We start from the raw sequence: 26,927 nt of genomic DNA, 5'->3' as shown, positions 1-26,927 counted from the left end.
GCGGGGCAGAAGACAAGTGAGTGTCAGAACTGTCAGAGAGAAAGAATGACTCCACTGCTGCAAGCTCAGACGGACTTTTGGAAGGAGATCCACCGTCACAATCGTAATCTGGGAGATTAAATCCTCAGATCAATGACGAAAGCTGACTGGATCAAGCTCGCGATGCCTGCATCGCTAACCCTGCTGGCGTTGGCGATCATCACGCAACCGGCTGATGTCGAACGCCTTTCCGTCGTCGATACAGGTCACGCAGGGGGCACTTGACACATGGGACATGAACTGCAATTAACCCCAGAGCCAGTTCCAACCCGTAGCCATCTTCGCAATCCACTGAGAATCTTTAGACAAACTCAGATCTGAGGATTCTCAGGATGTTGATTAACACCAAAACAATCACCAGAACCAGAAGGACGGCCTTTAAGGGCTGCTCTAATAGATGCGACTAGAAGCAAATGAATGACATAGCATCCACAACAAAATAAAAAAGGCTGATTCGTATTTGACCAAGAGGAGGAGGAAAAAGCAGAGCAGATTAACTTTTTAACTGCCTAATCTCAGCGCATAATCCACACGTGACGGCACCACTCCTCACGGCTATGTCAGTTAATGTCAGACATTATCCTGCACAAGCAGCCAAATGGCGTATTGATGCAGGCGGCAGTCTGTCAGTCGCGACGTTGTCTGAGGTTCACGCTGGTGGTGAATTAAGCGATGCCGCCAAAAGTGATATGTGGCTGCATGATCCTGAATTTGTTGTCAACAGACAGCGTGAACAGTCATCAGCCGTTGAGAAACAACTGGCATGGCTTGATGCTCAAGCCGACAAGATGCGCCGTGCCAGGGATGGTGACGAGGCTGTAAATCGTCAAAACGCCCAAGCGCAAGCCGCTGCTGAAGCAAGGGTGAAATCTGCAAAAGAAACAGCTGAATTTCAGCGGCGGATTGATCAAAAACGTGAGGCTGATGCCCGCATGGCAGGAGTGTTCTTCAGAGGCTGACCCCATGGCAGAAAGCCGTTTCAAGCGGAAGTGCGCATGAGGGGACAGCGCGAAAGCGCCGCCCCTTTTGACGCAATCGCGGTGCATTTCCACGAGAAAACCAAGGTTCCACTGAAACAACACATCAGGTGGATTCTTGAAGTCGCAGGTTGTGAGGAAGCTGCCGAATTTCTGATTTGCAGGCATGAACTCGGGCTGACCGACAACCACGGACTGCACCGTGACGGCATTGCTGAAACGGTCCTGCTGTCAATGATCCGCTGCCTCCAAAACCAAATGCAGCACGACATTGCGGATTTTCGGCAACGCCTGCTGGACGCAACCAAACCCATCCATCAGAAGCTGCCACCGAAGGGCAAACACGAGATTGTTTCCGCCGACTGGGAAAAGCAGAAGGCACTGATCATCGAAGCCGACAACCAACGCAGGCAGGAACAGGAAGCCACCCGCCAGCGGGTCAGGGCTGCACCAAAGCCAGCACCAATACAGCTGCACCGCAGACGACTGGAACGATCCCTTGATGCAACTCCTATGGAACCTGCAACAGCAACGCCACCAAAGACTTACAGCCGCAAAGCAAAAGGCGAATGCGGCGAACGCATCGGGCGCAAAATCGATCGATTGGTGGCTGCTATCAAGGCAGAGCCAACACCTGCAGAGATCGAACACGAGCGAACATGCGTTTCTGTTTGCTGTGCCCCTGTCACAGATCAGTCGTCGGTGGATCCACCAGCACCAGCCTTTGGGGGCGGGGTTGAACGGGCGCCCGACGATTCCGCCGATGGGGGCATCGGCTTTTCTAATGACGCAACTGCGTGGGATGCGTTCAGTGGCCGCAACCAATGCGTGAACGAAATCACCAACCTGTTGCAAACACTGGATGAGGAACCGCGTTTGCGGTCATCGGCGATGTTGCGTTCACTGTCCCGAGTGCGGGAACAACTGGAGGCAATGCCAGAGCAAACGGGGCTTGATGCCCCGGTTTGCATTCCACTTCAGGACACGTTGGTGCTGCTGACGCAAGCGATGTCCCGGCTGCGCTGATGGAAGATCTTGCAGCTTTTGCCGAAAAAGCAGACCGTGACTGGCAGGAGCGGGCTGATGGTCTGGAAGTAGAGCATCAACAGCTGATGGCTTGGTTGGTGGAACAGTCAGAAAGCGACCCGCTCCTGGTCAACAGCAATTATTTGCGTTTACTTAACGCAGTAGTCCCCCTCACTTTGCCAGCCATAGCGGCAACTTCCGTACTGAGGTCTTGGGTAGTAGCTGCCAGTCTGAACTTGTGATGCGTCATTGGGTACGCAGAAATCCCCTTCGCTCGAATAGCCATAGCGGCAACTTCCGTACTGAGGTCTTGGATATGCCTCAACAGCATTAGGAAAAATAAATGAAGAACCGACTAAGGCAGCACCTGCGAAAAAGGGAAGAAGTTTCATGCGTTGTAAGTGCGGGAAGAGAGCTGTCTCTCTGAGCCAAAGATCCTCTATGCACGCACTTGAACACACATCCCCCAATCGGGGGATTTAAAACCGAGCGATTAATTCCCTTCGGGAGTGTCGGCAATGGTGCTGAACCGTCTGGATGCAATGGAATCGGCCATTGCCGAACACGGCAGCGGATCAAAGCTGGGTCGCCATCTCGGCAACACCAGCAAAAACCCATCACGGTGGATCTGCGACCACCGGAAGCGAATCCAGAAAGCCATAGAGGCTTGATTCAGAGCGTCCCTGCGGGGGCGCTTTTTTTATGCCTGCGACCATCCCGCAGTTGGGAAAGTCAGTTTGGATCTGTTGGCGTGAGCTTCCACACTGCGTTTTCTGGGATCTCAGGGCCAACCTGCAGATCCTCTGGCTCTTTGAAAGTCACCCGCCAGTCGGCCACCCTGCACGGCACGTAGTCAGAACGTTCGATGCGGACACCGCCCAGGACTGAAGGCGCTCCGTAGAACCCGCTCACCCAGAACGACTCGACACCAAGCCCTCCGCGGAACCAAACCCAGCACCGACAGTTCGGCTGGGTGGTGGATTGCTTGGCTGCCACACGGGCTCCCAATAAGCACGGACGCTAATCGCCAAACTGAAACCTGACATCAGCCGCTCATGCCAAAGATCACCACGACCTGCGTTGAGATGACATGTCTGCAGGGGTTGGCTGATCTGGAACGGCTTGAGGGTCCCTGGGTGGAACTGATCGCCGGCAATGACCCAGAGGGAGCAGCGGTCATGCTGCGTTTGTTGCTGGCCCACATGGCCTCGACGAGCAAGCGGCTGCTGGGAGCGATGGTGCTCGATCGGCTGGATGTTGAGGCCGATGCGCTGGAGTGTGCACTTTTGCGGCAGGGAAATACTCGTCTGCAAATTGGTTCCTGTCTAAAGCAGGACCACTTTCAGCCTTTTTCGTGGATGCCTAGGGTGCTTTCTCAATACAACACTTCAGCTATAGCTGGAAAAATGCAGTCTCCGAATGTGAGTTTTATCTCCCTTGCAAGGGGCAGTTCCTTTCGATGCTCAGCCCCCTTAAACATGCCTGTGACACAATAACTTATCAGAGATAAATGTAGAGAGAATTTGCCTTCTCATATTTCTAATAATGCTTTTATATATACAATAGAGGGGCTGCGCCCATTCCTCGCTAAGTACAAAATTCAAGTCAGGTGATGGGACATTGAAGGGGAGCTAACAGGGACCTGCAGGGCTTTCGGCGCCCTGCTAATGTGATGTTGTGCACCAATTAATTGTGAAATTGAGTCCCCCAAAATGCAACCCCCTAAGTTTGCCTTTCCCCTGCATTGCTCGAATCAACAGTACCAATTCACCCCGATGATGAGCGATCTTATTTCAATCTATTCACTCACCTAAAAAGATTTAAACGTGTTAATCAGTCCCAGGCTTTTTAGGCTCTTTGTCTGTACCTAAAAGATACCCTGCTACGGTGCCAAGCAAACCCATTGCTGGAGCAATCTGTTGATTGGAATATCCCGCCACAATTAGGAAGATTGAAGATGAAATAATTAAAACAGTACCAAAGATCCTAAGTACTGACGCTGAAGATTTACCTAGCCTTATAAGGTATGTTGCCAATGCTAAGACAATAAGGCTATATAATAAAATCATTGAGCTAACAGTCATAGCATTTTTTGCTGACCAAATAGGCTTGGCAGCGCTTGACTGTTCTAAAGATATAGATTCAACTTGGGCTTGTATTTTTTGCTCTAATTCTCTGATTTCATTATTTGTGGTTGACACTCTTGGGGTGTCACCGCTTGCAATCAAAGGAAGAGTCTCAGCGATAGTAGATAATTCTTTCATCTTAAATTTCTATCCCTTTCCTTGTATAAGGCTCTTAATCTCTCCTGTTGTCGAGAAAGCGCCTTATCTTTTTCACAATTATTCCCCACAGCTGGTCTCGGATAAGGTTTTTCTTTAAACTTCTTTTTATACAAAGAAATTTGCTTGTATTGACTCAAGACAAGATCAGCTGTTAGAGCGCATTCCACGCTTAGTTCCATAGGAACAAGGAACATCCCGTCTGGTTTCAAAGCCCTTTTAGCTGCTTGAACCTCACTTTCTAGTAATAGAATCTTGCTGTTTATTTCCTCTAACGATTTCTCCGAACTTTTCGGACATGAAAGTGCTTGAGTCCAATTTACTATTTTAGGCCCAATATCAATCTTTCTCATATTGTAACTTTTGTCACCAACTTTTTTACTCAAGTCTTTGCCTTGCCAGCTGATGCCTGTTCCATCGGTTACTTCTGCATAGTAATAAAAGTATCTATTTTTGCTTTCGATATTATTCAGACGAGCAAGCTCTCCAGGCTTAAATGAATACCATGCTTTTGTTCTCCATTGCCCTGCTGGACTTAGATAGTGAATGGCCACTCTAATTGGTGATGAGCAGTTATTTTTAAAGCTTATACTGTTCCTTGCTTTAGACAGATAAAACGAGCTTCGAGGTTGAGTGAATTCTACAAAAGAAAAAGCCGGGATCGCATAAAAAAATAAGCCCATGGAAACAGTTCCTGATATTAAAAAATTCATGGAATTGATTGAGCACCATGGTTAAAATTAATTGCTTAAATCATCCAACTCTCCTGGCAATCTTTCAAGCACCTCTTAAAGTATCTTTGCAAGGTGTGGTTCTGCTTTTAGCTCAATACCGATAGACCTCCATCAAAAAACTTGAATTAAAGATTGCTGAAAAGAATCTGTGAATTCGATATGGGGTTTGAACACAGACGCTTTTTTGATTAAATGACTTGAAATAATATCGGCGTTCTTTGCTTATCTATTGAGGTCATAACACACATATTTCTCGATTTAGAATTCCCTTTAAGGTTTCCATTCTTATTTGTTTGGGAAGACATAATGATGGTGCAATCACCTTACTGCTGCTGGGCAAACTGGGACCTCCAATCAGTTTTTCGTGCCAGAAACCACCAGCCCGAAATCAGAACAGACGTGTCTGCAGGGGGTTCGCTGATCTGGAGGGCTTAGAGGGGTACAGACAGGTCTTGTCACTTGGGATCTCGTATAACAATCGGCTGCACCGCGATCGATTTCCGCCGCTTCGAGTCACCAAATCGGAGCGTGAACCGGGTATTATGCGACAAGCACCATGCAATAAAGAAAATCATGTCTAATTGCGGATGCGGCACGGAACAAGTTGAAAAGCTAGAGCGAAAGACGCTCATATTCTTGCTAGTAATTAACGTCGTTATGTTCCTAGTAGAATTTGTAATGGGCTGGTTAGCAGAATCTACCGGCCTCATTTCTGATTCTCTCGACATGCTCGCCGATGCCGCAGTTTATGGATTATCGTTGTATGCCGTGGGAAGAGGATTCAAAAAACAAATTAAATCTGCTCGTCTCAGCGGATTACTACAGATAACTCTTGGTACTGGTGTGTTGCTAGAAGTACTGCGTCGACTTTTATTAGGAAGCGAACCGGACAGCCTTCGGATTATAGGATTAGGCGTTGTAGCTCTCGTCGCTAACATTTACTGTCTAATGCTTATATCAGGCCATCGTAATTCAGGTGTACACATGCGCGCATCATGGATCTTCTCCACAAACGATGTCATCGCTAATTTAGGCGTTATCTTGTCTGGATTCCTAGTTTGGGTAGTTGGGAATAGATTCCCCGATCTGATTGTGGGCGCAATTATCTCCGCCGTGATCGTGAGGGGTGGGATAAAGATTTTACAAGAGGCTAAACAAGAGAAAAAAGCCCACGCTCGCGCATAACTAGACCATGCCTTCAGACAAGATTCACTGCGTTGAGCTTGTAGCCCTCAAGGCCCTAGCGGATCTGGATCAACTGGAGGGATCGTGGCAATCGAGCATGGAGTCGAGTGATCCAGAAGGGGTCGCGTTGTTGCTGCGCCTGCTGCTGGCCCACATGGCCTCGACGAGCAAGCGACTTCTCAGCGCGATGGTGCTCGATCGGCTGAATATCGAGGAGGGAGCAACTGCTTCGAAAGCAGCCGGTCATCAGGGCCTGCAAAGGCCTGCAGAGGCATGAAGACCGATTGCAAATTAATGAGAGCAGTGCTCTCACTTTTGCGTCAAAACGCGCTTGCAGGGGATTGCGGACGCAGGCACAGATCAACGAGGAAGCAGTCCCTGACTCAAAAACGGCCTTCAGCACTGGGCTCGATTACTGCCTTCTAAGCAGTCGGTCGATGGTTCGAATCCATCAGGGGGCGTCAATCACAACACGGCTTTTCAGCCAATCACCACTAGGCCGGGCGAGACTGACTGCAATGCAGGACTGAGGGCATCAAACCTGCAGCAGGCGCAGATCCTTCAGGAATGGATCAACCGGTGGAGGCTGGTCCCTTTGAAGCTACGACACTTAATGAGACCCAGAACAACATGTTTTCTAAGTTCGGTTTATCCAGCCAACCCCGCAAAGCGAAGTGTCAAGGCAACTTGCAATATTAAAAACGAATTAATGCTTTAAAACTGAATAGGCAAGCATCCAGTGTCGTCAATGGCCGCCAAATTACTAAGATCACAAGTCATACACATGGAGCTAACAATCATCCCAAGAGCAAGCGCTAGTCCTCATTAATTTCAAAACAATGCCTCACCTTCGCCAAAACAGGGAATAAGGGTACTCTCAAGCGAAGCGACCACCTTGTCGTAAGCAAATCTTCTTTTTCGAAGCACTTTTACAAACGCTACCCACAACATCAAACCTCGACAGCATCGAATCTGCCCACAAAAAAACTGTGACAAGATCTGACTGAGACAATTTGCTATTTTCAAGACTTTCATTGTATAGTAAAGCATCTATAAAATCCAAATCCTTGGATATCTCGCCAACTGATTGCAAAGAGTTACCGCGTCGGGAAAGGAGTAATTGCCGTGGCAAGGAAAGGAAAAAAACTACAGAGATATTGGATTCAGGAGCTACTGAATCCAGACACACCAGGCCGCGAAGCTTGGCAAGTTCAACTTTGGCTAGGCATATTTCCTATCAGCTGGAGACAGCTTGGGAATCGCACAGCGCTTTTGTACAAGACAATCTCCACAATCCAAGCTCAGCTTAGAAACAGTTATGTCGATCTTTTGCAGGCGATGTTGCTGGACCCTGCTTTACAGATCTCGCTCAATGGCCTTGCAAATCATTGGCGTAAACCAAATGAGAATCTTGCAAGAGAGCTTTTAGAGCTGTTCTCCCTGGGTATTGGTAACTACAGCGAGTCAGACGTGCAGGAAGCTGCACGCGCTCTTACAGGCTATCGCCTCAAGGATGGAGGAAGAATTGAGATGGTGCCAAGACATCATGATCCAGGGCCGCACACAATTCTTGGAAGAACGGAATCTTTTGATGCAATTAGCCTTGCCTCCTGGCTTGGCCAGCAACCTTCAACTGCCCGTCACGTAGTCAAACGAGTCTGGAGGAGCTGCACAGGAGTAGTGCCTTCGCAAAATCGCTTAGAAGAGCTTTCAAATACATGGCTCAAGAAACAACTTTCAATTCCTTGGCTAATGACTCAATTGCAAGAGTCACCAGAAGCACTAAATAGCCGCAGTGATGGATTGAGATTACTAGATCCAATTGAATTGGTAGTGCGAAGTCTGCAGCTTCTTGGAAGTGACCATCCCGATGCTGTTGAAATCTCCCTACGTGGACTGAAATCCATGGGCCAAGAACTGTTTGCGCCTCCTTCGGTGAAGGGTTGGCCTGTAAATGAAGAATGGCTTAAGCTGCGTTGGCTTCAGGCACGACGACTTACTCTTCAGAAGTTGCTTGCTGATGAGGAAATTTGGGATAGCAGTCAACTGCCCTCAACACTTCAAGTCTCCAATACAAGCTTCCCTCCGCTCAGCCTTCAGCTACCAACCACTGCTACGCGAGAAACTGTTGGAGATCTTTTTGCTGATCCTTCATGGCAGATAGGACTTTCGCCAGTACTACGATAATGTCATACACAAATATCAGCCGCCGCACTTTTCTCAGCGGTATTGCAACATCAGCAGCAGCAGCGATAACAGTTCCAAGATGCTTTGGAAGTAATCTCGACACCGCTCAGAATCAACACAATCACATCTTGTTGCTCTTGCAACTGCAAGGTGGTAACGATGGACTCAACACACTGGCGCCGATTGATGATCCTATTTATCGCCGTGCCCGTCCTAATCTGGCGCTTGGGTCTGAAGCAATCGAACTTGATCGAGGCCTTGCTCTTCATCCCGCACTAGCCCCGCTGGCAAAACTTTGGAAGGAAAAGCGGCTTGCGTTTGCATTAGGGGTGGGTTGGGCACAACCACAGCGGAGCCACTTCAAGGCGCAAGATCAGTGGGCTACAGGCACTAACTCCGGTGAAGGGACTGGTTGGTTGGCGCGCGCTTATGCCCATCGGGCCAAATTCAATTCACTTGTAGCCTTGGACCCTTCAAGCATCACACCTATCGAAGGTGGATCGCTTCTAGCGTTACAGCTGGGGCCTGCACAGATGCGTGGTAATTCCAGATTTAGACAGATGAATAATCTCATTAACACCACAACAAGCCCTGTCCTTAAAAGATTAATCGAATTGGAATTAGCAGGCGCCCAAGAATTAGACCGTCTAAAGCAAGCTCTACCATCGCTACCCGTTGGATTGGATTTGCCACGAAGTAGCCTTGGGCAGCAGGTGAAGCTAGCTCTACAATTGATCGGAAGTGGTGTTTGTCCACCGGTACTAACCTTGGCCCACAAGGGTTACGACACACACGCCAATCAGAAAAATCGGCACAACAGGCAACTGAGTCAGCTTGCTGCTGGACTAACAGCTTTTGAAGCGGGTTTACAACAACTAACAAACCGACCTGATGTCACAATTTTGGCAGTTAGTGAGTTCGGTCGACGATTGAAGGAGAATGGGTATCGTGGAACAGACCATGGCAGTGCTTCGGTGGCGTTGCTGCTTGGCGATCGTGTACCAGCGCAATTCCTCGGGAATTATCCAAATCTTGAAATGTTGGATGCGCGTGGCGATTTGCAACCCAACATCACTCCTCCAGAGCTGTATGAAAAAGTTCTCTCATTACGTTGAAAGAAATTCAAAAGAAGCATCTCTAACTGAAGCCATCAAACTTGATGAATCAGGAATGGATAGACTCGTTGCCGATGGTCTCTTTGATGCTGTGACATTCAATGAGACCCAGAACAAAAATGTTTTCTGAGTTCGGTTTACCCAGCTAACCCCACCACGAGCGGGGTTTTTGCTGTCTGACCACCCGGATCAAACTGGGACAGAATCCTCGGGTCCGACTTTGATCGCTGGAAATTGATGAAGCAGCGCACTGCAACTCTTCTGCTAATCCCCTCTGCGCTAGCTGCGTTGGCGGTGCTCGTGGGTTTCATCGCATTGATCAGATGTGATTCGACCTTGTGGAACCTCTACCCGAGCAAAAACAAGCCATGCCTCATTGATTGATCTCTAGCCCGGATCAAACGGGTCACCACCTGGGCGGGCAACGCTTGCACCCGCCTGACTTCTGCATGGTCTCCCAGGCTTCACTCTTTTCGTGGCCTGGGCTGTGCACACCAATTCATGCAGTGCAGCGTGTCGGAGCGAGCCCAGCCTGTTACGAGAATTGAATAGATTTAGTTCAGCCGTCAGCTGATTGATTTGCGAACAGAGCAATTTCTCTGGATTGCCCTTTTTGCTCTGGCTTTTACTGCTCTTTGTCTTGCGTTCAGCTGGTATGTATCCGGTCGTGACCGACACAGATTACGAGTTATTTCCAGGTTTAATTTCAATCCGGGGCGACGCTGGGGAAGTCAGGCTTTTCTGAGGGTAACTGTTCAAAACAACAGCAGAAAACCCATGACAATCAGTAAAGTCAGAGTCGTTTTTGCGGGAAAAATCTGCGGAGAGCGATTCTTTGATGGTCACCGGGGGGCTCCAGTGAGGGTTGGCGCGGGTGAAGAGGTGTCAACTGTTGTGGAGAAGAATGATCACACAATGCCTCTGCCGGAAGCTACAGATTTTTCACGAAGCAAAGTGTTCGTAACTGATGCCTTGGGAAAAGTGTATGGAGCAACCTATATCAATGAATCCAATTATTTTTAGTTGCTTAATTGGCGATTGCTTTCGGCTTGAGATGTTGTTGGCTGCGCCCATTGAACAATGATTGATATGAATGCCACCTGCTGAATATCTAGAGAATTCCACGACTGATTGGAAGGGCCCGTAGAAAATGAGCCAACATGAAAGACAGGATACTTCCAGCGATAATGAGAAGTGTTAAACTAATTACTGCAGGGAGCTTAGTCAAAGTAAATAAGTAAGTCAGACTCACAAGAATAATTGGATGAAGAATATATGCTCCGTAAGAATCATTGCCAGAATCTGCAATCTGCTTGCCGAATGGAATGACATGAGTTCTAAACCACCAAAGAAGCCAGGAAATCACCCCCCAAGCAACAAACGGAGAAATAATAAGGTATATTGTTTTACCATAAAGTTCTAAAAACGTAGAGCTATCTCCTGTTTTGTCCACCATCTGAGAGGCATAGCAGACCACCCAGATTGTTGCTGCAACAAGTCCAATCAGTCCCCAGGTTTTTGCCTTATCAGCCGGGACTCTCTCTAACCAACATCCTTCGGCAGAAACACATCCTATAGCAAAAAGAATAATATAGGCAGGTAGAAAGCTAAGATTACCAATCCAATAGCCTAGGCCAATTCGAAGCAAGAATTTAGATCCTGAGATCGGCACACCAAGTGGTGCAAAATAAGCAACAATCAGACTACTTATAGCGGCACCTATGGCAACAGCAGCCAAATGACTCGTCCCAGGTAGCTGTCGTTGAGAATTTCTAATAAAATGATAATTACTGCATTTTTTCCAAATTAAATAAGCAACATTAAAAACCATAAGAGTAATTACGAACCACATTGGTCCAGAAATCAGATAAAAACCGTCCAAGCTAAAAAATTTAGCAAATGTATCACCTATCCTCTCCCCCCGCGAAGACTCAGAGATTGCTATGATGAGGGGTGAAAGAATAAACCATGTGACCAGTAAGGGTATGCCGAGCCGCCGCATTCTGTCTTTCATGAACTTCAAAGAGCCTTTCTTTTCGACAGAAATTGGTACAAAATAACCCGAAATAAGAAAGAACATTCCCATAAAGAATGACTGATTAAAGCTAACTACTAGACCTAATAGATCTGAAATCGGGGGGCCAATTGAGTTCTGTTGGATGAACCAACAACAGGTGTTTTTTGCATAAGTAACCATTGAGTGATGCAAAATCACTAGCAACATGAGGATAGTGCGTAATTGATCAAGGAACTGAGTTCGCATTAATTGAATCTCTGGTTTGATACGAATATGATATTGAGAATTCACGTTGAAGTAGATGGGCCATTTACAAAAATAAAAAACTTAATGAAAACATGAAACTCAAAAGACAAATCTCATGACTTCAAAAAGCAATGCAGATCCATGGTAGATGTTATGAAAGTATTCTAAGACGCACTCGGTGAAAGAGTCTAGACCAGTTTGTCTTGAATTAATGATCTCACAAACACTTCAGGATGTTGTGCAATTCGCACGGGAATTGTACAAACAAATACTTTATTCAGCAAATGTGGGAGATGACGCTTTCAAGACATAAACATTAAGGGTGAAATCCAAAAAATATTTGCCGCGGTTAAAGAGTTGGATATGGGATAAACTTTTTACTTGGTTAGACTGTGTTGATATATGCATTTCTGAAGATAGCTGGAGTGATCTAATTGTCACAAGATGAAGGTTGAGAGTCCATTAATAGCCACCTGACTGTTTGGCGTTCTGAAGACAGTCTTGTTGCGCGACTTGCGCAAAGAGACTCTCAGAAATTGGAATTAAAGCCTCATTGGCCATGACGATCAAGGTATTGGCTAACTATTTTCGGTGAACCTTAAACCTTTCCGTTGGCGTGAGCTTCCACACGGCGTTTTCTGGGATCTCAGGGCCAACTTGCAGATCCGCGGCCCAGGCGAATGACATGAGTTGTCAGTGCTTGTGGTTACCGGTGACGTCCCAAAGCTGAAAGCCAAGCTGCTGGCTAGAGAGGAGCAAAGGACACTCAAACAACAACAACAATGATCCGCACCACATTCACCGCAGCAGCACTTGCACTTTGCAGTGTGGTTTCACCAGTAGTAGCTGGAGAGAGACTATTAATACCTTGTCAATACAATGGTGGTAAGTGGACCCAGGTCCATTACATCGACAACCTGGGTAGAAACAATACATTCACTCTCGAATGGGACGACGGTCCCCGCATGACGTACAGATGGCAAAATCCAGATGCACAAGATGGACACTTTAATGTCAAAGATATGCTTGGCGGAAGGTGGGATTACACCAATCATGGCCCCGGCGGTTTCACCCTTGATAATCGTGATAACGGGAACACCATCAAATGCCTCGGAACGAGGCAATGATCCGCACCACACTTATCTCTGCAGCCCTAACCCTCGGAGCCATGGCCGTAAAGGCTGAGGTCATCAATCGGCGCATTCGCTGCCAATACAACGGGGGCAAGTGGACCGAGGTCCATTACACCAATCAAAGTGACGGTGATTTCACTCTGATATGGGATGACAGCCCACGAATGTCATACGTCTGGGATAAGCCTGGGCATGGAACTTATTCATTCATGGTCACTGACAAGTTAGGTGGAAGGTGGGAGGTGGATTATGCCGGAGACCACAGCAAACCTGGAGAAAGTAATATTGGCTTTGTCCTTGCACACTCTGACAACAATAATGTAATCAAGTGCCTAGGTATAAGTAGGAACGCAATGTTCACGCGACCCTAATTTGGGGAAGAAAGAAAGAACTGATCTAAAAGCGACCGCGCTCCCACAAGTAACTAATGATCAACTCTTTAGATAATCAACGGCGCGCCGAGGCCGAGTTCACCAAGATCAGCAAGCAGTCCAAGGGTGCCAGCCGATGACTGATCAATCTGAAAAGCCAACCCGCAGCGGCTAGGGCTGGGAAGTTGATGTGATGCGGAGACTGCTCGCTGAGCAGGAGAAACGCAAACCCGAAAAGGGCCAGCGGCGGCCCCTTCGGTTGTCGTCGTAATTGGCGTTACGGAGCTTGGGGAGCCTCGATCGGTATCAGCGACTCAATGGGAACTTGCTTGATTTCGTCTTTGGCTGCATCTGCAGTGATGAAGCCGCCAACGAATCACTGCACACCCAGGCTGAAAACAAGGCGGCACGGCAACAAAGCAGGCAGCTCATTGATGGCGGCGCTGATGCTGTCGACTGGATAGAGCTTTACGAGCAGAAGTGATTTTCCCCGATCGGTCGGGATCAAATGTTGATCAAGTCAGAGCAATCGAGACCACAACAGGACTGGTGAGACAGCCAACATCACGGCGCGGCTCTTTGTGAGGGGAAGCTGCGTGACGACGAGCCCGGTGACACCGCCACCACCGCCGGGCAGATCGTCATGTCAGCCACGTGTGTGAACAGGATCAAAAGTCGAGTGGATGTCCGCAAGCAACACCAAGAGGGCAATCAGGTCAACGACAACACCAAACGACGCTGCCGCAATGATCAACATCAGGATGTGATCGCTCCCTGAGAACTAGCGATCACGCGACGACGAATCCGGCATTGGAAGACCGCCGGGTAAGTCGTCATGCCTGCCACCCGGTTCAGGCAAATTATTGATGGTGGCCCTGTTGGAACCGGGGAGCCGCACTCCGGGTGGCCACACCTGCAGAACGTGAGCACAGTGATACCGCCGTGCGGTAAGTTTCAGCCTTCAGCTGGCGGCTGTAGAGCTTCGAACTGATCGCCATCAGCATCAGGAAAACACCGCTGATGGACAGAATTACAAAGCTGTCGATGGTCTTTTTCCGCTACAGAGCAAAAACTCTCTCAGAGTTTTAATCCGAGCTGTCCATCAACTTGGACAGTCATCCAATTACTGAGCGGGGCGAGCTGCTTTGAGGAGGCTGAGCGTGAAGCAAGCAGCTCCGAAACTGAGGATCGGAACTAGGAGATCAGAGGTGCCGAACATGAGCTTTCTGCTGATGAACAAATGTTAAGCGGTTCATTGCGGAATGTAAGGCGAATATGCGTAACGGCTTTTGTTGAATGTGCTCTCCGGGTCTAGCTGGACAGTGAATTCGCTCGTGTGGGGGATGCGCCTTCACCAGCCTTTCGGCGACTGTGCCAACAGGAGCAATCAGTCAATGGAAGGTTTCGGGCGTGTTGTTATCGGTTCTGCTGTTGGCGGTCTTCTGGGTGCGGCGGCGTTTTTCACAACTGAAGCGGTTTTGCCGAAACAAGCCGAAGCGGCACCTGCCCACACCGCTGCCAAAACCCTCAAGCATGAGCGGAAGCTCAGTGATAGCCAAACCATCTTGGAGGCGAACCGCCACCTGATCGCCAATGGCTGGCGTCCTGCGCCGCAAAAAACGCCAACGCCGGAGGAGCGGCGCTTGGCCTCTGTACCGCTCGAAAGCCTTTCGACCTGTTCCGCCACGGGTGCTGGCTTCTGCCGCTTTGATTACCGGCGAGATCTGCAGCGGCTGTCGGTGGTGACGGTGCCCAGTGAGCCGGGCCGTCCGTCCGTTGGTCGCGTTATCCGTTGGTGGTGATCAGCGATGTCGAGATGAACACCACCTCGGTGGGCAACGCTTCCAGCCCCCTGATTTCTGCATCGTTTCCCATGCCTCAATTGCATTGTGCCTGAGCATCCTTCTGATGACTGGCTCACCACCACCCCGCAGCGGTCTGGTCTCGACGACAACCCACTGAGCGTGCTGCGTCGGCATGTCGTTTTTGAAGCGGCAGACCTTGCCTTCCTGGTCGTTCATCAACCAGCCGACGCCATTCTTTGGCGCGTGCCTATCGACAAGTGGTCTGTCCTTTTTCGGCATGACGCCACGTTGACCTGCTTAGAAAATTCCAAGAGTCTTTTTCTTGCAGTAACCAGCGCCGATATTCATCCATCCCGACTTGCAAGCTTTGCCATATGTGGGTGCCACCTCGTAATAGATAGGCGAAACACAAGTGGTACCGAGTGTGTTGACGTAACCAAGGGGACATTGCTCATGACCAGGAGCTTTGGGAATTTCCTTCTGAGCTATTGCTGCTGGTGGTACTGATGCAATGGCTAGAGGCAGCAAGGTAAAAAGTGCCTTCTTCATGGACGGGCGATTTCTTGTTTTCGCTTTAGCCAGCTCAATCAGTTGGGGCAAGGTGGTCAATCAGCGCTTTCCGCACAGCATCTTGACTGAACTGACTACCAGCTTTGCTTTGCGCCGATGACAACGCTTGGCATCCCGACCCCATGGCGAAATGCTCCGAGACACGGCAGCTGATTTGACAGTCCTCAGCAGACTGGGACCTGATTTGCGCGGATGCTGCCCATGCCTTCAGACCAGATTCACTGCGTTGAGCTCATTGCTCTTAAAGCCTTGGCGGATCTGGAGCAAATGGAGGGGCCATGGCTTGAGTTGATGCAAACGAAGGATCCGGAATCGGTCGCGTTGGCATTCAGGCTGGCGCTGGCCCATCTGGCGCAGACCAGCAAGCATTTGCAGATGGCTGATGTCATTCAGTCAGCCGAAAAGCGAACAGAAATGCAGAGTCCTGCAGAGAGTTGCAGCGCGTCCGTGACTAGGTGACCACGCGTGGTCACTTTTGGCGAAAACTGTGCCTGCAAGTGTGATCTGCGGCAGGACATTTCGGACTTTCGGCAAAGCTTGCTAGACGCAACGAAACCCACTTATCAGAAGCTGCCACCAAAAGCCAAGCAGAAAATCGTTTCTGCCGATTGGAAAAAGCAGAGGGCATTGATCATCCAGCGTGACAACCAACGCAGGCAGGGAGAACAATGCGATTGGGACAATTCGGCTGCTAATCGAGCTAGTTGGCTTCAGGGCAGGGAAGAGCCACTAGTTCGCAAATATGACTTGCAGAGATTAATCCCTAAAACATAATAAACTTGACGAATTTTGCAGAATTGCTAATTTAATTTAGCGGCGTTAAAGAACCCATGGAAAACGAAAAACTAAAGATTATAGCCACTTCATCAGAAGGAAAGCTATACAACATCAACGGATTTTTGGTCGTCCAGGTATCAGGCAGCGATCAAGAGATGGGTTATCAATACGGTGAGCTGATGAAAGATTATATAAAAAAATCATGGGATACATTAATAGAACCAGGTCGGAAGAAGGGAAGCATCACAGACGAAGATCTCAAGGCTTGGTTCAATAGGGGGTATTCATATGCGTCAAATCGAAATAAAAATTTTTACCATGGCATGGCGAAAGGGTCAGGAATCTCAATAGAGAATATTTGCCTGTTAGATCAATATATGGAGTATGGAATGTATGAGTCAAAATTACACTCTTTTTCAGGATGCTCCTCAGGCTTGGCTTGGGGAAATGATTCTGTAGACGGGAATATGTATACTTCTCGGAATATGGATTGGGCTGAAAGTTTTTTGCCTTTGCCGATTACCCTTTTAGTTAAAAAACCAGAAGGAGGTGACTTTAAATCTGCATCAGTTGCTTGGCCAGGAATGATTGCGGCCTGGACTTCGATTAATGAAAATGGAGTCTATTTTGATCTTCACGATGGTACGAGCATGGGAGGTCAGATAATCGCAATTAACAGACCTTCAACACTAGGTGTAACTGTAGATTTAATTTCCGAATCAGATTCTTTGGATACCTTGTTGGCAAAAGTCAATGGAACAGTTGCAAGCGTATCGCATATTATGACTGTTGCTGACGAAAAAAGAGCAGCCTCTGTTGAGCGGTCATCTTTAGGAGGAAATCGATATCGAACAGAAAATGGAGACTCAATTGCCGTAGTGAATACCTTTTTAAGTCCTGATTGGGGAATAGGCGTGAGAGAGACACTAAGCAACTCTCTTAAGCGATACAAAAACATTAAATATCATCTTGACAAAAACAAAGGCAAGATTAATGACCAAGTATTGAGGAATATTTTTGATTTAACTCTCTTTAATAAAGATGGCACTTTTAATGAAAACGGCGGTCCAACAAAGCCAACAGTGCAAGATGTTGACCTGACAAACTATCAGGCTGTCTTCGACATTGCAAAGCGTAAGGTATGGATGAAAATACCAGTACCAAGCTATTTTATAGATTGGACTGCAGTCGATATAGGTGAGTTGTGGAAAGCATAGCTTCAACTAATAACCCACCCATCCCAAATTAAACACTGCATTGAAGCCATCATCCAACGCCCCGTTCACATAAACAAATTATGCAGCAAACATCGATTTTATTAGAATTTCTAGGAACTATTGCATTTGCGATTACAGCTGTTCTCGCTGGTACTGAAAAAAGGATTGACTTGCTGAGTGCGTGTGTTTTTGCATTGGTCACAGCTGTTGGCGGAGGTACGATTCGCGATGTAATTATCAACCAGCCTGTCTTTTGGGCAACAAGTCAATTCTATATTTGGGTCCCAATACTGTGCGCCGTAATAGCCTTTTTCTGGAAAAAAATATTTATTCGAAAAAGAGTCAATAAGTTGCTTTTATATATGGATGCCGTAGGCATTTCCGTATTTGCTATTCAAGCCTTTGAAAAGGTATGGAATTTAGATTATGGAACTCCCTTGGGGCCAATCATTTTGGGCGTTATAACTGCTATTGGCGGAGGAATAATGAGAGACGTCATGGCAGGCAGATCTAATTTATTGCTATCAAAAGAATTATATGCCATACCAATTTTGATAGGCTGTGTTGCCTATGCTTTCATTCTTAATTACGCCCCCGGATATAGCTTGTATAGCGGCCTTTTTTGCATGGTATTGATTTTTGCAATTAGATGCATAGCAATCGAAGAAAGGCTTACAGTTCCAAAGTGGCTTATTTCAACTTAAGGTAGAGCTATTGATTTGCATTTTCAGTGCAAGCTATTCATCAATTTTGATCTTTTAATAGGTCATCCAAGCTGGTAACGCTGATTGCTTAAGGGTTTATCTCAAAATCAGTCCATGTATCTTTTGACCGATGCATGGGGGCTTTCTTCAGGCATCCGGATATCTTCACAAATCGAGGGACGTCGTTCAGACTGACCTAAGCAACATCGATTTCGTTGACAAGCTTGCCAGCTAAGTCTTGATGGTTGAGCAGATGGCAACTGATGCAGCCGCCGCTGGATGTGAATCAAACGCAATCGGTGCCATCCGTCTCTTAAACGAGCTGGTTGGCTTTGGTGGGCGAAGTAATTGCCAGGCCAAACAGGGTGACTAACAGTCGCTTAAACATAAGGAAATCAAACGATTGAGTGACCTTATTGAAGGCTGAGTTGTGCTTGGTGAGAGAAACATGCGTGTTTTCTATGAATGACCACCAAAATCGTTTAGTTGAATGTCTATTAGCGTTGCCTCTTATCGATTGTTGGCGTCCCTCCCATGAAACGGATTCATAGGGACGTGGATACGCTGTGTTCACCCGATTGGGGATGTGGAGCGGAATGATTCAGGAGAGGTTGGTTTTAGTTGGAAATTCTCGATGGACAAACCAACTAAAAACACAGACTCTTGGGCTGGTGGCATCGCTGTCGCCACTCTGTTGGCACTGGTCTCAGCCGCTGCAATTGCTGCTGTGTCCTACGACTAACAGAAATACAGAGACTGCACCGCGGGCGATGATGTAAGCAGCGACCATTGCTAACTGCACCATCCCGTACAGCGATGATGGACGAATGAAACGCTTTGCACCCATCGCCGCCGTTGCTGTTGGCTCCCTGCTGATGGCGAGCTGCCAGTCAGAGGCGGCTCGAAAGGGGGAGATTTGCGCTCAATGGTCCGTTGCTAGATACGAAAACGAGGCTTTCATCGAGCAAGCGAAGCAGGCATGGAAAGCACTTGGAATTGAAAAAAACTACCCCTCACCAATCGAAGGGGATCCCCTTAAAAAACAGCACCACCTGAATGCTGCCGAATCACTCGATGATTTTTGCGAGTTCTACAAGCCTTGATCCAAACCGGATCAAACGGGGTCACCACTTAGGTGGGCACCGCTTCCAGCCACCTGACTTCAGCATGGTCTCCCATGCCTCGATGGCGTTGTGCCTGAGCATGCGTCTGATCACCGGCTGACCACTGCCGCGTAATGGTCTGGTTTCAACAACGACCCACTGAGCGTGCTGCGTTGGCATGTCGTTCTGGAAGCGGCAGACCTTCTGTTCCTGAGTGTTCATCAACCAGCCGACACCGTTCTTCGGTGGATGGAGGTCAACAAGCGGTCTGTCCTTGTTTGGCATGACGCCACGTTGGCGAAACCTCAACACCAGCTGCTGCTAGCGGGGCTTCAGAGGCTCAGCACCACTTCCCGCATGAGAACGAGATCGCTTGTCTTCATTGCTGCGATCTGATCCAGCGGTTACTGAACTAATCAGTAGCCGCCAAAAGCAGCTCCAACTCTGCAATTCCGCAGTTACAGCCATCCCGCTCGCCATCACATGGCTCCATGTTGGGATGCCCCTTGGCACAGGACTCAGAGCAGAAATGCTGCCCGCCAATCCTAATTGACCTCGATTCTTCAACGCTGCGCTTGCAAAGCGAGCAGTCGCATAAAAGTAAAACTGCAGTCATCACACAACTCTTGGTAACAACTCGTCAGGTCTATTGCATTCAGGGCATCGTTTCTTTGGCGGCTTACCGAACACTTAGCGTTGACTTATCGAAACTGATTCTCAGCGGCAGACTTGCACTCCTGATTGTGATTCTCAAAAACATATCTGCAGTTCTTGAATGTGATTCTCAAAAGCATATTTTGATCCGCTAATGTTCGGTTTTTACGCATATCTTTTGCTGTTTTGTGATGTAGAACTGGTTCATCCCTCCCAGAGGAAGAGACATGACAGCTTCACAAATCCAAGCCCCCATCACTGTCCCCACCGGTCCCGCAGGCCGTGCCATGGCTGAGCCGATGTCAGCCGAAATGCTCGACCTGATGGAAGCCCATCTCAACCTCGAGCGTCAGTCAGCTGCTGATTACTTCGCTGCTGCTGTCTGGTTTGCTGAGCGTGAGCTGACCGGCTTTGCCGAGCATCTCCGTGATGAGGCCAAACAAGAGGAGCAGCATGCCGCCAAGTTCGCTGACTATCTGATCAGCAGAGGTCAGCGCCCTGTGCTCGACACCATCGAGCCACCCCGCCAGCAGTGGACTGGCGTCGAGCAGGTGATTGCCAACGTCTTCCGCATGGAAGCTGATGTCACCGCCTCGGTGCTGCAGCTCTACAACACTGCGGAAAAAGACATTGATCGCCGCACCACCGTCTTCCTTGATCCCATCGTTGACGGCCAGCGTCTCTCTGAGCACGAGGCCGCTTATCTGCTGGGCCGCGTCAAGTTCGCTGCAGGCAACCCTGCTGCCGTGATGATCATCGACGCTGAACTCAGGGAAGACGAAGCCGAGCCCGCCAAGCTTGAAGGCTGATCCACCCTCTGTTCATTCAGCTCAAAGTTCAACCTGCCAACTCCATCCAACAGCCCCGCCCAGTGCGGGGTTTTTTTATTGATTAAACCTCACATTTGTGAGGCTTTGATTTGCTGTGATCAGCCAGCTACAGCTGAAATGCTGTAAAGAGCTTCAGGGGAGCTGGTGGGCATTGGGTCGAGCTTTCCTGCTGCCAATGCTTTGGCGCGGATATACATCTGACTCGATGTAGCTCCAGCTGTTTCCATCGCTTTGGCGACGACATCCCAGTTGCGGATTTCAGTTGACATTGCTGTTCGTTTGACGGTGAGGAAACCATCGCCAGCCAGCTGGTCTACTCGTGACGGTGAAATCCGCCAAGGGACCGAACACGCGAAACGGGATATTCCCAGCTATTGACACCCCGATCAAATGGAGCGGAGATCAGTGAAAGCTGAGTTACGGAGCTTGGGGAGCCTCGATCGGTATCGGTGACTGAATGGGAACTTGCTTGATTCCGTCTTTGGCTGCTCCTGCCGTGATGAAGCCGCCAACGATCACCACCACCAAGCAACCCAGACCACCAATGACTCCAACTGCTGTGATCACAGCGGTGATTTGATCACCTGTGTTCCGTGGATCAGTGCTTGGAACCATTGAGTCAATCCAGCTGCTTCTGTTCTGGCAGGTGCTGGTCCGCGAAGCAAGAAATCATCAAATTCCCTCAAACCAACCGTTTTCGATCTCTGGCCAGAATCAAACTGAGTCACCACCTGGGCTGACAGCGTTTCCACCCGCCTGACTTCTGCATCGTTTCCCAGGCTTCGATGATGTTAGTTGCTGTTCAGAGTGCTTTAAGCTCTAAGCAGAGATTCAACCAGTGCACGTCTAGAATTAATTTTCTCTTTCTGCGTGAAGTGATCATGGAGAGTTCTTTGCGCCGATAAAAATTGATATCCCCGCATTCCTGCAGCAGGATATGATTTTCTCTTTCGTAGAATTCTATGGCTTCAAGTGCGGTTATGTTGTCGATGTAGTCAGAAAAGGTTGTCATTGATTTGTGCCCTGATGGGACTTTTTCGGTCTATTCCGCCTCGATTCCGCTTGGAAGATGGGACAGCCGTCCTTAAAGGTTCGGTTTTAGGACCTTTTCGGACGGGATCCATGGGAGCGAATTCACCGGCCATGACCAGCTGCTGCTCTTGAGGCTGCGGGCTGCACTACTGCTGCAGGAGCAGCGAATTGAACTCCTGAGCAGGTCAAACATGAGGTCGTACTCCTGCAGTCCATGCCTCTCCTCGAGTCCCTGAGATCAGGTGGTGACTCGTCGTGTGAGACCCTCAGATCTGCTTGATGGAAATGCATTTCACATCTGATGCTTTGGCTGATAAACCGACCTCCTTTGTTCGGTTTTGAGTAGTGACTTAGATACTCAGCAGGTCTAGACCAAAAATGCCTCAGAAATTCACGACATGGCTTCTCGAACTGAACTAAAAGAAGACGCCCTCGATTTAGCCTTAGGCATTCTTCAGTTAGCCAGGGATCCTGAGCATGGTTTCAAACACAGCAGACACTTTTCACCAATTTTCAAATGGGATCTGCAGAAAGAATGGCTCAAGGCCTTTTTAAATCATCCCAAGATTAAGCCTCTTGTCGATGAGCAGTTTGACATTCCATGGCCATCATTTGACGCTATGCGTGCGATGCCAGTTGGAAGCCTGGGAAACTGCACTCAGCTAATGTTTAGTCAGCTCGAAATTGATCCGTTACCACCAGTAAATAAAAACCTTAGAAAGGTTGTAGAGACCAATGAAAAGGAAGATTATTTATCCCGCAGGCTTAGAAAATTTCATGACATTTTCCATTTAGCTCTTGGTGTTGACACTTCGGTAGCTGGGGAAGCAGCTGTGCAAAGCTATATCGCTGTTTCACAACGTCAACCGGCAGTCGTCGCGGCTATCTCCGCTTTCATGACTCACAGTTTCTTCTATCCCGATGAACATCGTATGATCTGGGAGGCTATTAACTTTGGCACTCAAGTCGGTCTCGCTGGGGTCTTCCTGGAAGGGTGCCGCTGGGAAGAGGGATGGGAGCGACCTTTAGCTGAATGGAGATCTGAGCTTGGACTTACTTCTTTACTGAAGAACTCCCCTTTTCAGGATGAAATACATCGGTGGGAAACGCTTCCCTCTTGAAAAATCAACACTAATCCTTTAAGTAATAAAGCCCCATGCACCGGACCGACAAAGGCCACATCTGTTAGCCACGCTTGCTACTTATGACTGCGACTGGAACACTTACCTTGAGGCTGGCCATTAATGAAACCAGCGCTCCAGCTAACACTACATTGGAGGAGCAACAGCGCGTCAAGCTGTCTGCTGACCCACTGAAATTGATTGGAACCACACTCAGCAACATCACATGAGCCTGAGCACTGTTCGCAGTCAGCGAACCTCTTGATCCACCTGCGATAAAACCAAGCTGACTTTTGCTTGGGACGATGGCATAAAGAGCACAAACAGTTGAGGCAGGTCAGCATCTTCATTCAAGCGAATGAAGCTGAATAACCTGATGAATGCTGAATCAACTAGTCCAATAAACGAATCGCTCTCTGTTGGGATAAATTCTTATTTTGTATACCTGCTTGCTGTAATTATTGTGAGCTTTGCTGGGCCACTCATATTGCCCAGCGGGACGGGCTTCTCGAACTAATGTTTAATTGCTATAGATGATTCAGGTGCTTTTGGCAATTGACAATAAAAATCAAGGATGTCAGAGCTATCTTGCTCTCTATTCCTTTTGAATCTGCCGGCTCAGGTGAAGGCATCATGCCAACGGCTTGGACAGAACTTGAGTTCTGTCTTGTAAGGATTGAAACTGATCAGGGCCTTATCGGCTGGGGCGAGGCTTTCAGTTATTCCTGCAGCCGATCGGTAGCAGCGTTTATTAGAGAATCTATCGCCCCATTGCTCATTGGCCAGGATTTGCCCGATCCAATCCTCTTCGGAGAAAGTACCCAGCACAAGCTGATTCTTCAGGGGCGCAGCGGTGTGTCGATGTTCGCTCTCTCAGGCATTGATATAGCGCTTTGGGATCTAAAAGCCAAGACAGAGTCGATGAATCTGGCCCAGCTGTTGGGTGGTCGCTGCAGAGAGACCATTCCCTCTTATGCCAGCCTCATTCGCTACGGAAATATTGATCTTGTTGCTGCAACTTGTGAGCATGTTTTAAATATTGGCTTCAATGATTTCAAGTTGCATGAAGTTGCTTTGCCCGTGATTCGTCGAGGAGCTGAATTATTAGGTCAAGACAATGGTCTAATGGTGGATGTGAATTGCAACTGGAACGAGGTTCAATGCCAGGAAGCAATCCCAGAGCTGCTGAATCTGAATGTGAAGTGGCTTGAGGAACCGATCTTTCCCCCCGAAAACGTGCGGGCCCTCGCGCTTCTACGAGACACCGGTATCAGGATTTCTACAGGAGAAAACGCATGCACGGCCTTTGCTTTTGAACAAATCTGTCTCGCTGGAGCATCAGATTTCTTGCAACCCAGTGTGACTAAGGTGGGTGGTGTAAGCGAAGTTCTGAAGATCCTGAAAAACCATGGCGGGTCACTAGGACTTCCTTTTACTCCTCACTCTCCATACTTCGGTCCAGGATTTCTAGCAACTCTTCAACTGGCTGGAGCCGTTGAGAGCACAAGGTTTGTGGAGTATCTATATGTTCAGCCTGAGTGCTGGATTTATGCAGACATGCCCCTCCCTGAGGACGGTATGTTTTGTATTCCAGATGGCGAAGGTCTCGGGATGGACCCAGACCCTCGTGTGCTTGAGCGTTATTTCGTAAACGGTTGAAAACCTGGGGATCATGGACCTTGAATTAAAAGGGAAGGTGGCGCTCGTTACAGGTGGAAGCCGCGGTATCGGTCGTGCAACTGCATTACGTTTTGGTTCCGAGGGATGCAGAGTGGCGATCTTTGCTCGCGGTGAAGAGGGGCTTCATAAAACGCTCGGAGATCTCAAGGCTTTAGGTGTGTTGGTTTTCGGTGTAGTGGCCGACATGTCGATCGCGGGCGAGGCTGCTCGATTCGTTGCTGAGGCAGCCGAAGCGCTTGGAGGAGTGGATATGCTCGTAAATAATGTTGGTGGCTCAACTAACAGCACATTCGCTGAAGCCTCTGACGATGACTGGGTGAAAACCTTCGACCTGAATCTCTTCCACTCAGTGAGGGCGACTCGAGCGTCGTTGCCATACTTTCGCAAGCGAGGGGGCGGCAGCGTCGTCACGATTGCGTCCATATCAGGTTGGAGACCGGCGCCAGAAAAAGTTATTTATGGGGCGACCAAGGCAGCTGAAATTTTCCTATCAGGTTCTTTGGCTTGGGAGCTTTCTTCACAGAATGTGCGCATAAACACTTTATCTCCTGGATCGATCGACTTCCCAGGAGGAATATGGGAACGTTTCAGGAATCAAAATCCCGAAGAGTATGCTGCCTTCGTAAATAGGGAGTTTCCTGCGGGGCGGCTTGGCAAGGCCGGAGAAGTCGCCGACGTCATCGTCTTCCTCTCCTCACCCAAAGCCAACTGGATTAATGGGGCCCACATTCCAGTCGACGGTGCTCAGGGGCGCCCAACAGTCTTCTGACCTAATCCACTAAGCCGAGATCGTGGTTGGATATACGCTTACGTTTAGTCATAACTAGTGAAGTCAAAGAGAACTTTGACCAGATTATCTGTAGTGAATCAATTGGAGATTTCGCTTGGCGAGGTGCAATCCCAATCTGAAAACAGTCGCTGATGTGTGGTTGGCGTATCAGTAAAAATCGCCGACTGGAACCTGAGCAATAACTGATCAAATTCCAGTTGACTAGTGGTAGCCGCATCCACGTTGGATTGAAGGCTTGCGGCAAGACATTGAGAGCAAACTTTCAGAAATCCATTGACCAATGCAGTTCAACAACTGGCCACTGGCTCAGGACAGCTCCGTTAACCATGCCTTTTCACGAAAGTGCCGATCTCCTCAATTGCTGTAGTGGCCTCTGGGAGGTACGGAGCGAATATATGCCAGACATGGGGCATGTCGGGATATACGCAAAGTGTGACGTCGATACCCGCCACACGGGCCTTCTCAACGGCTTGTATCGAGTCGTCAAGAAGAACTTCTGCGTCGCCAACTTGAAATAGCAGAGGTGGAAGGCCTGCAAAGTCGCCGTAAAGCGGCGAGACCAGCGGATCTTCAAGTTTGCTGTTGCCTTGCAAATAGATGTCAGCAGCCCTTCTCATCCCGTCGGGGCCCATTCTGAGGATCGGGTCGCGAGCGGCTCGTGTGCGATGGGAGTTGCCCGTTGCAAGAAAGTCGGTTGCGGGTGAGATCATGACCGCGGCATTTGGGAGCGGCAATCCGCGCTGCTTTATTGCCAGCAGAAGAGAGAGTGTGAGGTTACCGCCAGCTGAGTCACCCGCCACAAACATGCTCCGCGCCGAGCTTGCGCCGCCTGGTCCATTCTCGCGAAGCCAGCCGTAGCAGATGAGGCAGTCGTCGAGGCCCGCAGGGTAAGGATGCTCTGGAGCGAGGCGGTACGCAATGGAGAGAACGGCACAGCCCGTTGTGGCCGAGAGGCGCGCTGAGAGTGGACGGTGTGAGTCAAGACTGCCAGAAGTCCAGCCGCCGCCGTGGATGTAGAGGAGCCGTCGCTTCGGGTCAGCGCCGGAGGCAAGCAGCCATTCGCAGGGCACGTCTTCAACACGAGTCGGGAGCACCTCGGCTTCAAACTCACGCTGTGAAGGGTGCAGTTCACCAAGTCGATTAAGCAGGTGCCGACTGTCTTCGATATCAACAACGGCACTTGCTTCAGCGGCAATGGCCTCAAGGTGCTTGATGACGCTGGCGAGTTCTGGGCTAGGCATCGGCAGATAGTCGACTTTAAAAATAAGACCTAAATAGATGGAAGGTTGAGAGAATTCAGCCTTTACGGGCAATGTTGACCATAGATGTAAT

The 26,927-nt window shown here is 48.8% G+C and carries 35 protein-coding genes, 1 tRNA gene and 1 pseudogene; 25 read left to right on the top strand and 12 right to left on the bottom strand.

Annotated elements, in window-relative coordinates; all coding sequences use genetic code 11:
* Positions 1-132: 132 nt before the first annotated feature.
* The 5 genes from SIB83_RS11190 (at position 133) to SIB83_RS11170 (ending at position 2,713) form a co-directional block, all read left to right on the top strand.
* On the top strand, positions 133-264 hold the full coding sequence (locus SIB83_RS11190) for a hypothetical protein (RefSeq protein ID WP_413745856.1): 132 nt from the start codon (positions 133-135) through the stop codon (positions 262-264).
* Between the two features lie 308 nt (positions 265-572).
* Positions 573-998, top strand: a complete 426-nt coding sequence (locus tag SIB83_RS11185) for a hypothetical protein (protein ID WP_413745855.1) — start codon at positions 573-575, stop codon at positions 996-998.
* Positions 999-1,034: 36 nt separating this feature from the next.
* Positions 1,035-2,042: a hypothetical protein gene (locus SIB83_RS11180; protein WP_413745854.1), complete on the top strand. Its 1,008-nt coding sequence runs from the start codon at positions 1,035-1,037 to the stop codon at positions 2,040-2,042.
* Positions 2,042-2,284 carry a hypothetical protein gene (locus SIB83_RS11175; RefSeq protein WP_413745853.1) on the top strand — a complete coding sequence of 81 codons (243 nt, stop codon included), beginning with the start codon at positions 2,042-2,044 and terminating at the stop codon, positions 2,282-2,284. The genes SIB83_RS11180 and SIB83_RS11175 overlap by 1 nt, the downstream gene beginning before the upstream one ends.
* Positions 2,285-2,560: 276 nt before the next feature.
* Positions 2,561-2,713: a hypothetical protein gene (locus SIB83_RS11170; protein ID WP_413745852.1), complete on the top strand. Its 153-nt coding sequence runs from the start codon at positions 2,561-2,563 to the stop codon at positions 2,711-2,713.
* 61 nt (positions 2,714-2,774) lie between these two features.
* Here SIB83_RS11170 and SIB83_RS11165 read toward each other — a convergent pair whose 3' ends face one another.
* Positions 2,775-3,038, bottom strand: coding sequence for a hypothetical protein (locus tag SIB83_RS11165; protein WP_413745851.1), 264 nt, complete (start codon positions 3,036-3,038; stop codon positions 2,775-2,777).
* Between the two features lie 59 nt (positions 3,039-3,097).
* Between SIB83_RS11165 and SIB83_RS11160 the strand changes: the two genes are divergently transcribed.
* On the top strand, positions 3,098-3,538 hold the full coding sequence (locus SIB83_RS11160; protein WP_413745850.1) for a hypothetical protein: 441 nt from the start codon (positions 3,098-3,100) through the stop codon (positions 3,536-3,538).
* 333 nt (positions 3,539-3,871) lie between these two features.
* Here the strand turns inward: SIB83_RS11160 and SIB83_RS11155 are convergent, their stop codons facing one another.
* Together SIB83_RS11155 and SIB83_RS11150 are read right to left on the bottom strand one after the other, a co-directional pair.
* Positions 3,872-4,306 carry a hypothetical protein gene (locus SIB83_RS11155; RefSeq protein WP_413745849.1) on the bottom strand — a complete coding sequence of 145 codons (435 nt, stop codon included), beginning with the start codon at positions 4,304-4,306 and terminating at the stop codon, positions 3,872-3,874.
* Positions 4,303-5,037, bottom strand: coding sequence for a DUF1036 domain-containing protein (locus SIB83_RS11150; protein WP_413745848.1), 735 nt, complete (start codon positions 5,035-5,037; stop codon positions 4,303-4,305). Before SIB83_RS11150 ends, SIB83_RS11155 begins: the two co-directional genes overlap by 4 nt.
* Before the next feature lie 594 nt (positions 5,038-5,631).
* Between SIB83_RS11150 and SIB83_RS11145 the strand changes: the two genes are divergently transcribed.
* The 6 genes from SIB83_RS11145 (at position 5,632) to SIB83_RS11120 (ending at position 10,568) form a co-directional block, all read left to right on the top strand.
* Positions 5,632-6,243, top strand: a complete 612-nt coding sequence (locus SIB83_RS11145) for a cation transporter (RefSeq protein WP_413745847.1) — start codon at positions 5,632-5,634, stop codon at positions 6,241-6,243.
* Between the two features lie 7 nt (positions 6,244-6,250).
* On the top strand, positions 6,251-6,520 hold the full coding sequence (locus SIB83_RS11140) for a hypothetical protein (protein WP_413745846.1): 270 nt from the start codon (positions 6,251-6,253) through the stop codon (positions 6,518-6,520).
* A gap of 115 nt (positions 6,521-6,635) precedes the next feature.
* A tRNA-Ser gene (locus SIB83_RS11135) sits at positions 6,636-6,704 on the top strand.
* Between the two features lie 664 nt (positions 6,705-7,368).
* Entirely contained in the window at positions 7,369-8,430 is a 1,062-nt protein-coding gene (locus SIB83_RS11130; protein ID WP_413745845.1) for a DUF1800 family protein, read from the top strand.
* Positions 8,430-9,545 (top strand): DUF1501 domain-containing protein, encoded by a 1,116-nt coding sequence (locus tag SIB83_RS11125; RefSeq protein WP_413745844.1) that lies wholly within the window; start codon positions 8,430-8,432, stop codon positions 9,543-9,545. The genes SIB83_RS11130 and SIB83_RS11125 overlap by 1 nt, the downstream gene beginning before the upstream one ends.
* A gap of 579 nt (positions 9,546-10,124) precedes the next feature.
* Positions 10,125-10,568 carry a hypothetical protein gene (locus SIB83_RS11120; RefSeq protein ID WP_413745843.1) on the top strand — a complete coding sequence of 148 codons (444 nt, stop codon included), beginning with the start codon at positions 10,125-10,127 and terminating at the stop codon, positions 10,566-10,568.
* 88 nt (positions 10,569-10,656) lie between these two features.
* Here the strand turns inward: SIB83_RS11120 and SIB83_RS11115 are convergent, their stop codons facing one another.
* The gene (locus SIB83_RS11115; protein WP_413745842.1) at positions 10,657-11,853 is read right to left on the bottom strand and encodes an acyltransferase family protein; all 1,197 of its coding nucleotides are present in this window, start codon (positions 11,851-11,853) and stop codon (positions 10,657-10,659) included.
* Between the two features lie 737 nt (positions 11,854-12,590).
* On the opposite strand from SIB83_RS11115, the gene SIB83_RS11110 reads away from it, so the two are divergent.
* The 4 genes from SIB83_RS11110 (at position 12,591) to SIB83_RS11095 (ending at position 15,114) form a co-directional block, all read left to right on the top strand.
* Positions 12,591-12,935 carry a hypothetical protein gene (locus SIB83_RS11110; RefSeq protein WP_413745841.1) on the top strand — a complete coding sequence of 115 codons (345 nt, stop codon included), beginning with the start codon at positions 12,591-12,593 and terminating at the stop codon, positions 12,933-12,935.
* A gap of 702 nt (positions 12,936-13,637) precedes the next feature.
* Positions 13,638-13,796 carry a hypothetical protein gene (locus SIB83_RS11105; protein WP_413402538.1) on the top strand — a complete coding sequence of 53 codons (159 nt, stop codon included), beginning with the start codon at positions 13,638-13,640 and terminating at the stop codon, positions 13,794-13,796.
* Positions 13,797-13,955: 159 nt separating this feature from the next.
* Positions 13,956-14,090: a hypothetical protein gene (locus tag SIB83_RS11100; protein WP_413402540.1), complete on the top strand. Its 135-nt coding sequence runs from the start codon at positions 13,956-13,958 to the stop codon at positions 14,088-14,090.
* Positions 14,091-14,634: 544 nt separating this feature from the next.
* On the top strand, positions 14,635-15,114 hold the full coding sequence (locus SIB83_RS11095) for a hypothetical protein (protein ID WP_413745840.1): 480 nt from the start codon (positions 14,635-14,637) through the stop codon (positions 15,112-15,114).
* 81 nt (positions 15,115-15,195) lie between these two features.
* Here the strand turns inward: SIB83_RS11095 and SIB83_RS11090 are convergent.
* Both SIB83_RS11090 and SIB83_RS11085 read right to left on the bottom strand, forming a co-directional pair.
* Positions 15,196-15,291 (bottom strand): annotated as a pseudogene (locus tag SIB83_RS11090) (hypothetical protein); the annotation flags it as partial.
* 123 nt (positions 15,292-15,414) lie between these two features.
* Positions 15,415-15,666: a hypothetical protein gene (locus SIB83_RS11085; protein ID WP_413747363.1), complete on the bottom strand. Its 252-nt coding sequence runs from the start codon at positions 15,664-15,666 to the stop codon at positions 15,415-15,417.
* A 222-nt stretch (positions 15,667-15,888) separates the two neighbouring features.
* Here SIB83_RS11085 and SIB83_RS11080 point away from each other — a divergent pair, with 222 nt between their 5' ends.
* From SIB83_RS11080 to SIB83_RS11065, 4 genes are all read left to right on the top strand, one after another.
* Positions 15,889-16,146, top strand: coding sequence for a hypothetical protein (locus SIB83_RS11080; RefSeq protein ID WP_413745839.1), 258 nt, complete (start codon positions 15,889-15,891; stop codon positions 16,144-16,146).
* A 371-nt stretch (positions 16,147-16,517) separates the two neighbouring features.
* Positions 16,518-17,681, top strand: a complete 1,164-nt coding sequence (locus SIB83_RS11075; protein ID WP_413402549.1) for a C45 family autoproteolytic acyltransferase/hydolase — start codon at positions 16,518-16,520, stop codon at positions 17,679-17,681.
* 80 nt (positions 17,682-17,761) lie between these two features.
* A complete protein-coding gene (locus tag SIB83_RS11070) occupies positions 17,762-18,385 on the top strand; it encodes a trimeric intracellular cation channel family protein (RefSeq protein ID WP_413402551.1) in 624 nt (207 codons plus the stop codon).
* 827 nt (positions 18,386-19,212) lie between these two features.
* A complete protein-coding gene (locus SIB83_RS11065; RefSeq protein ID WP_413402553.1) occupies positions 19,213-19,488 on the top strand; it encodes a hypothetical protein in 276 nt (91 codons plus the stop codon).
* Positions 19,489-19,509: 21 nt separating this feature from the next.
* Here SIB83_RS11065 and SIB83_RS11060 read toward each other — a convergent pair whose 3' ends face one another.
* Both SIB83_RS11060 and SIB83_RS11055 read right to left on the bottom strand, forming a co-directional pair.
* A complete protein-coding gene (locus SIB83_RS11060) occupies positions 19,510-19,773 on the bottom strand; it encodes a DUF1651 domain-containing protein (protein WP_413745838.1) in 264 nt (87 codons plus the stop codon).
* A 127-nt stretch (positions 19,774-19,900) separates the two neighbouring features.
* Positions 19,901-20,032: a hypothetical protein gene (locus tag SIB83_RS11055; protein ID WP_413439785.1), complete on the bottom strand. Its 132-nt coding sequence runs from the start codon at positions 20,030-20,032 to the stop codon at positions 19,901-19,903.
* Between SIB83_RS11055 and SIB83_RS11050 the strand changes: the two genes are divergently transcribed.
* Both SIB83_RS11050 and SIB83_RS11045 read left to right on the top strand, forming a co-directional pair.
* Complete coding sequence (locus SIB83_RS11050) at positions 19,995-20,297, top strand: hypothetical protein (protein ID WP_413747407.1); 303 nt, start codon at positions 19,995-19,997, stop codon at positions 20,295-20,297. The genes SIB83_RS11055 and SIB83_RS11050 overlap by 38 nt on opposite strands.
* Positions 20,298-20,369: 72 nt before the next feature.
* Positions 20,370-20,951 carry a ferritin gene (locus SIB83_RS11045; RefSeq protein WP_413745837.1) on the top strand — a complete coding sequence of 194 codons (582 nt, stop codon included), beginning with the start codon at positions 20,370-20,372 and terminating at the stop codon, positions 20,949-20,951.
* Positions 20,952-21,070: 119 nt separating this feature from the next.
* On the opposite strand, the gene SIB83_RS11040 is transcribed toward SIB83_RS11045, so the two are convergent.
* From SIB83_RS11040 to SIB83_RS11030, 3 genes are all read right to left on the bottom strand, one after another.
* The gene (locus SIB83_RS11040; RefSeq protein WP_413745836.1) at positions 21,071-21,241 is read right to left on the bottom strand and encodes a hypothetical protein; all 171 of its coding nucleotides are present in this window, start codon (positions 21,239-21,241) and stop codon (positions 21,071-21,073) included.
* A gap of 148 nt (positions 21,242-21,389) precedes the next feature.
* Positions 21,390-21,587, bottom strand: coding sequence for a hypothetical protein (locus SIB83_RS11035; protein WP_413745835.1), 198 nt, complete (start codon positions 21,585-21,587; stop codon positions 21,390-21,392).
* 187 nt (positions 21,588-21,774) lie between these two features.
* On the bottom strand, positions 21,775-21,984 hold the full coding sequence (locus SIB83_RS11030) for a hypothetical protein (protein ID WP_413745834.1): 210 nt from the start codon (positions 21,982-21,984) through the stop codon (positions 21,775-21,777).
* Between the two features lie 418 nt (positions 21,985-22,402).
* Between SIB83_RS11030 and SIB83_RS11025 the strand changes: the two genes are divergently transcribed.
* The 3 genes from SIB83_RS11025 (at position 22,403) to SIB83_RS11015 (ending at position 25,574) form a co-directional block, all read left to right on the top strand.
* Complete coding sequence (locus tag SIB83_RS11025) at positions 22,403-23,125, top strand: Coq4 family protein (protein ID WP_413745833.1); 723 nt, start codon at positions 22,403-22,405, stop codon at positions 23,123-23,125.
* Positions 23,126-23,680: 555 nt separating this feature from the next.
* Positions 23,681-24,784 carry a mandelate racemase/muconate lactonizing enzyme family protein gene (locus SIB83_RS11020; protein WP_413745832.1) on the top strand — a complete coding sequence of 368 codons (1,104 nt, stop codon included), beginning with the start codon at positions 23,681-23,683 and terminating at the stop codon, positions 24,782-24,784.
* Between the two features lie 13 nt (positions 24,785-24,797).
* On the top strand, positions 24,798-25,574 hold the full coding sequence (locus tag SIB83_RS11015; RefSeq protein WP_413745831.1) for an SDR family NAD(P)-dependent oxidoreductase: 777 nt from the start codon (positions 24,798-24,800) through the stop codon (positions 25,572-25,574).
* Positions 25,575-25,915: 341 nt separating this feature from the next.
* Here SIB83_RS11015 and SIB83_RS11010 read toward each other — a convergent pair whose 3' ends face one another.
* Complete coding sequence (locus tag SIB83_RS11010; protein ID WP_413405346.1) at positions 25,916-26,836, bottom strand: alpha/beta hydrolase; 921 nt, start codon at positions 26,834-26,836, stop codon at positions 25,916-25,918.
* Positions 26,837-26,927 lie beyond the last annotated feature (91 nt).

Source organism: Synechococcus sp. MIT S9507 (genome assembly GCF_047304715.1).
Lineage (GTDB): Bacteria > Cyanobacteriota > Cyanobacteriia > PCC-6307 > Cyanobiaceae > Synechococcus_C.
This window is presented reverse-complemented; position numbering and strand designations above follow the sequence as displayed.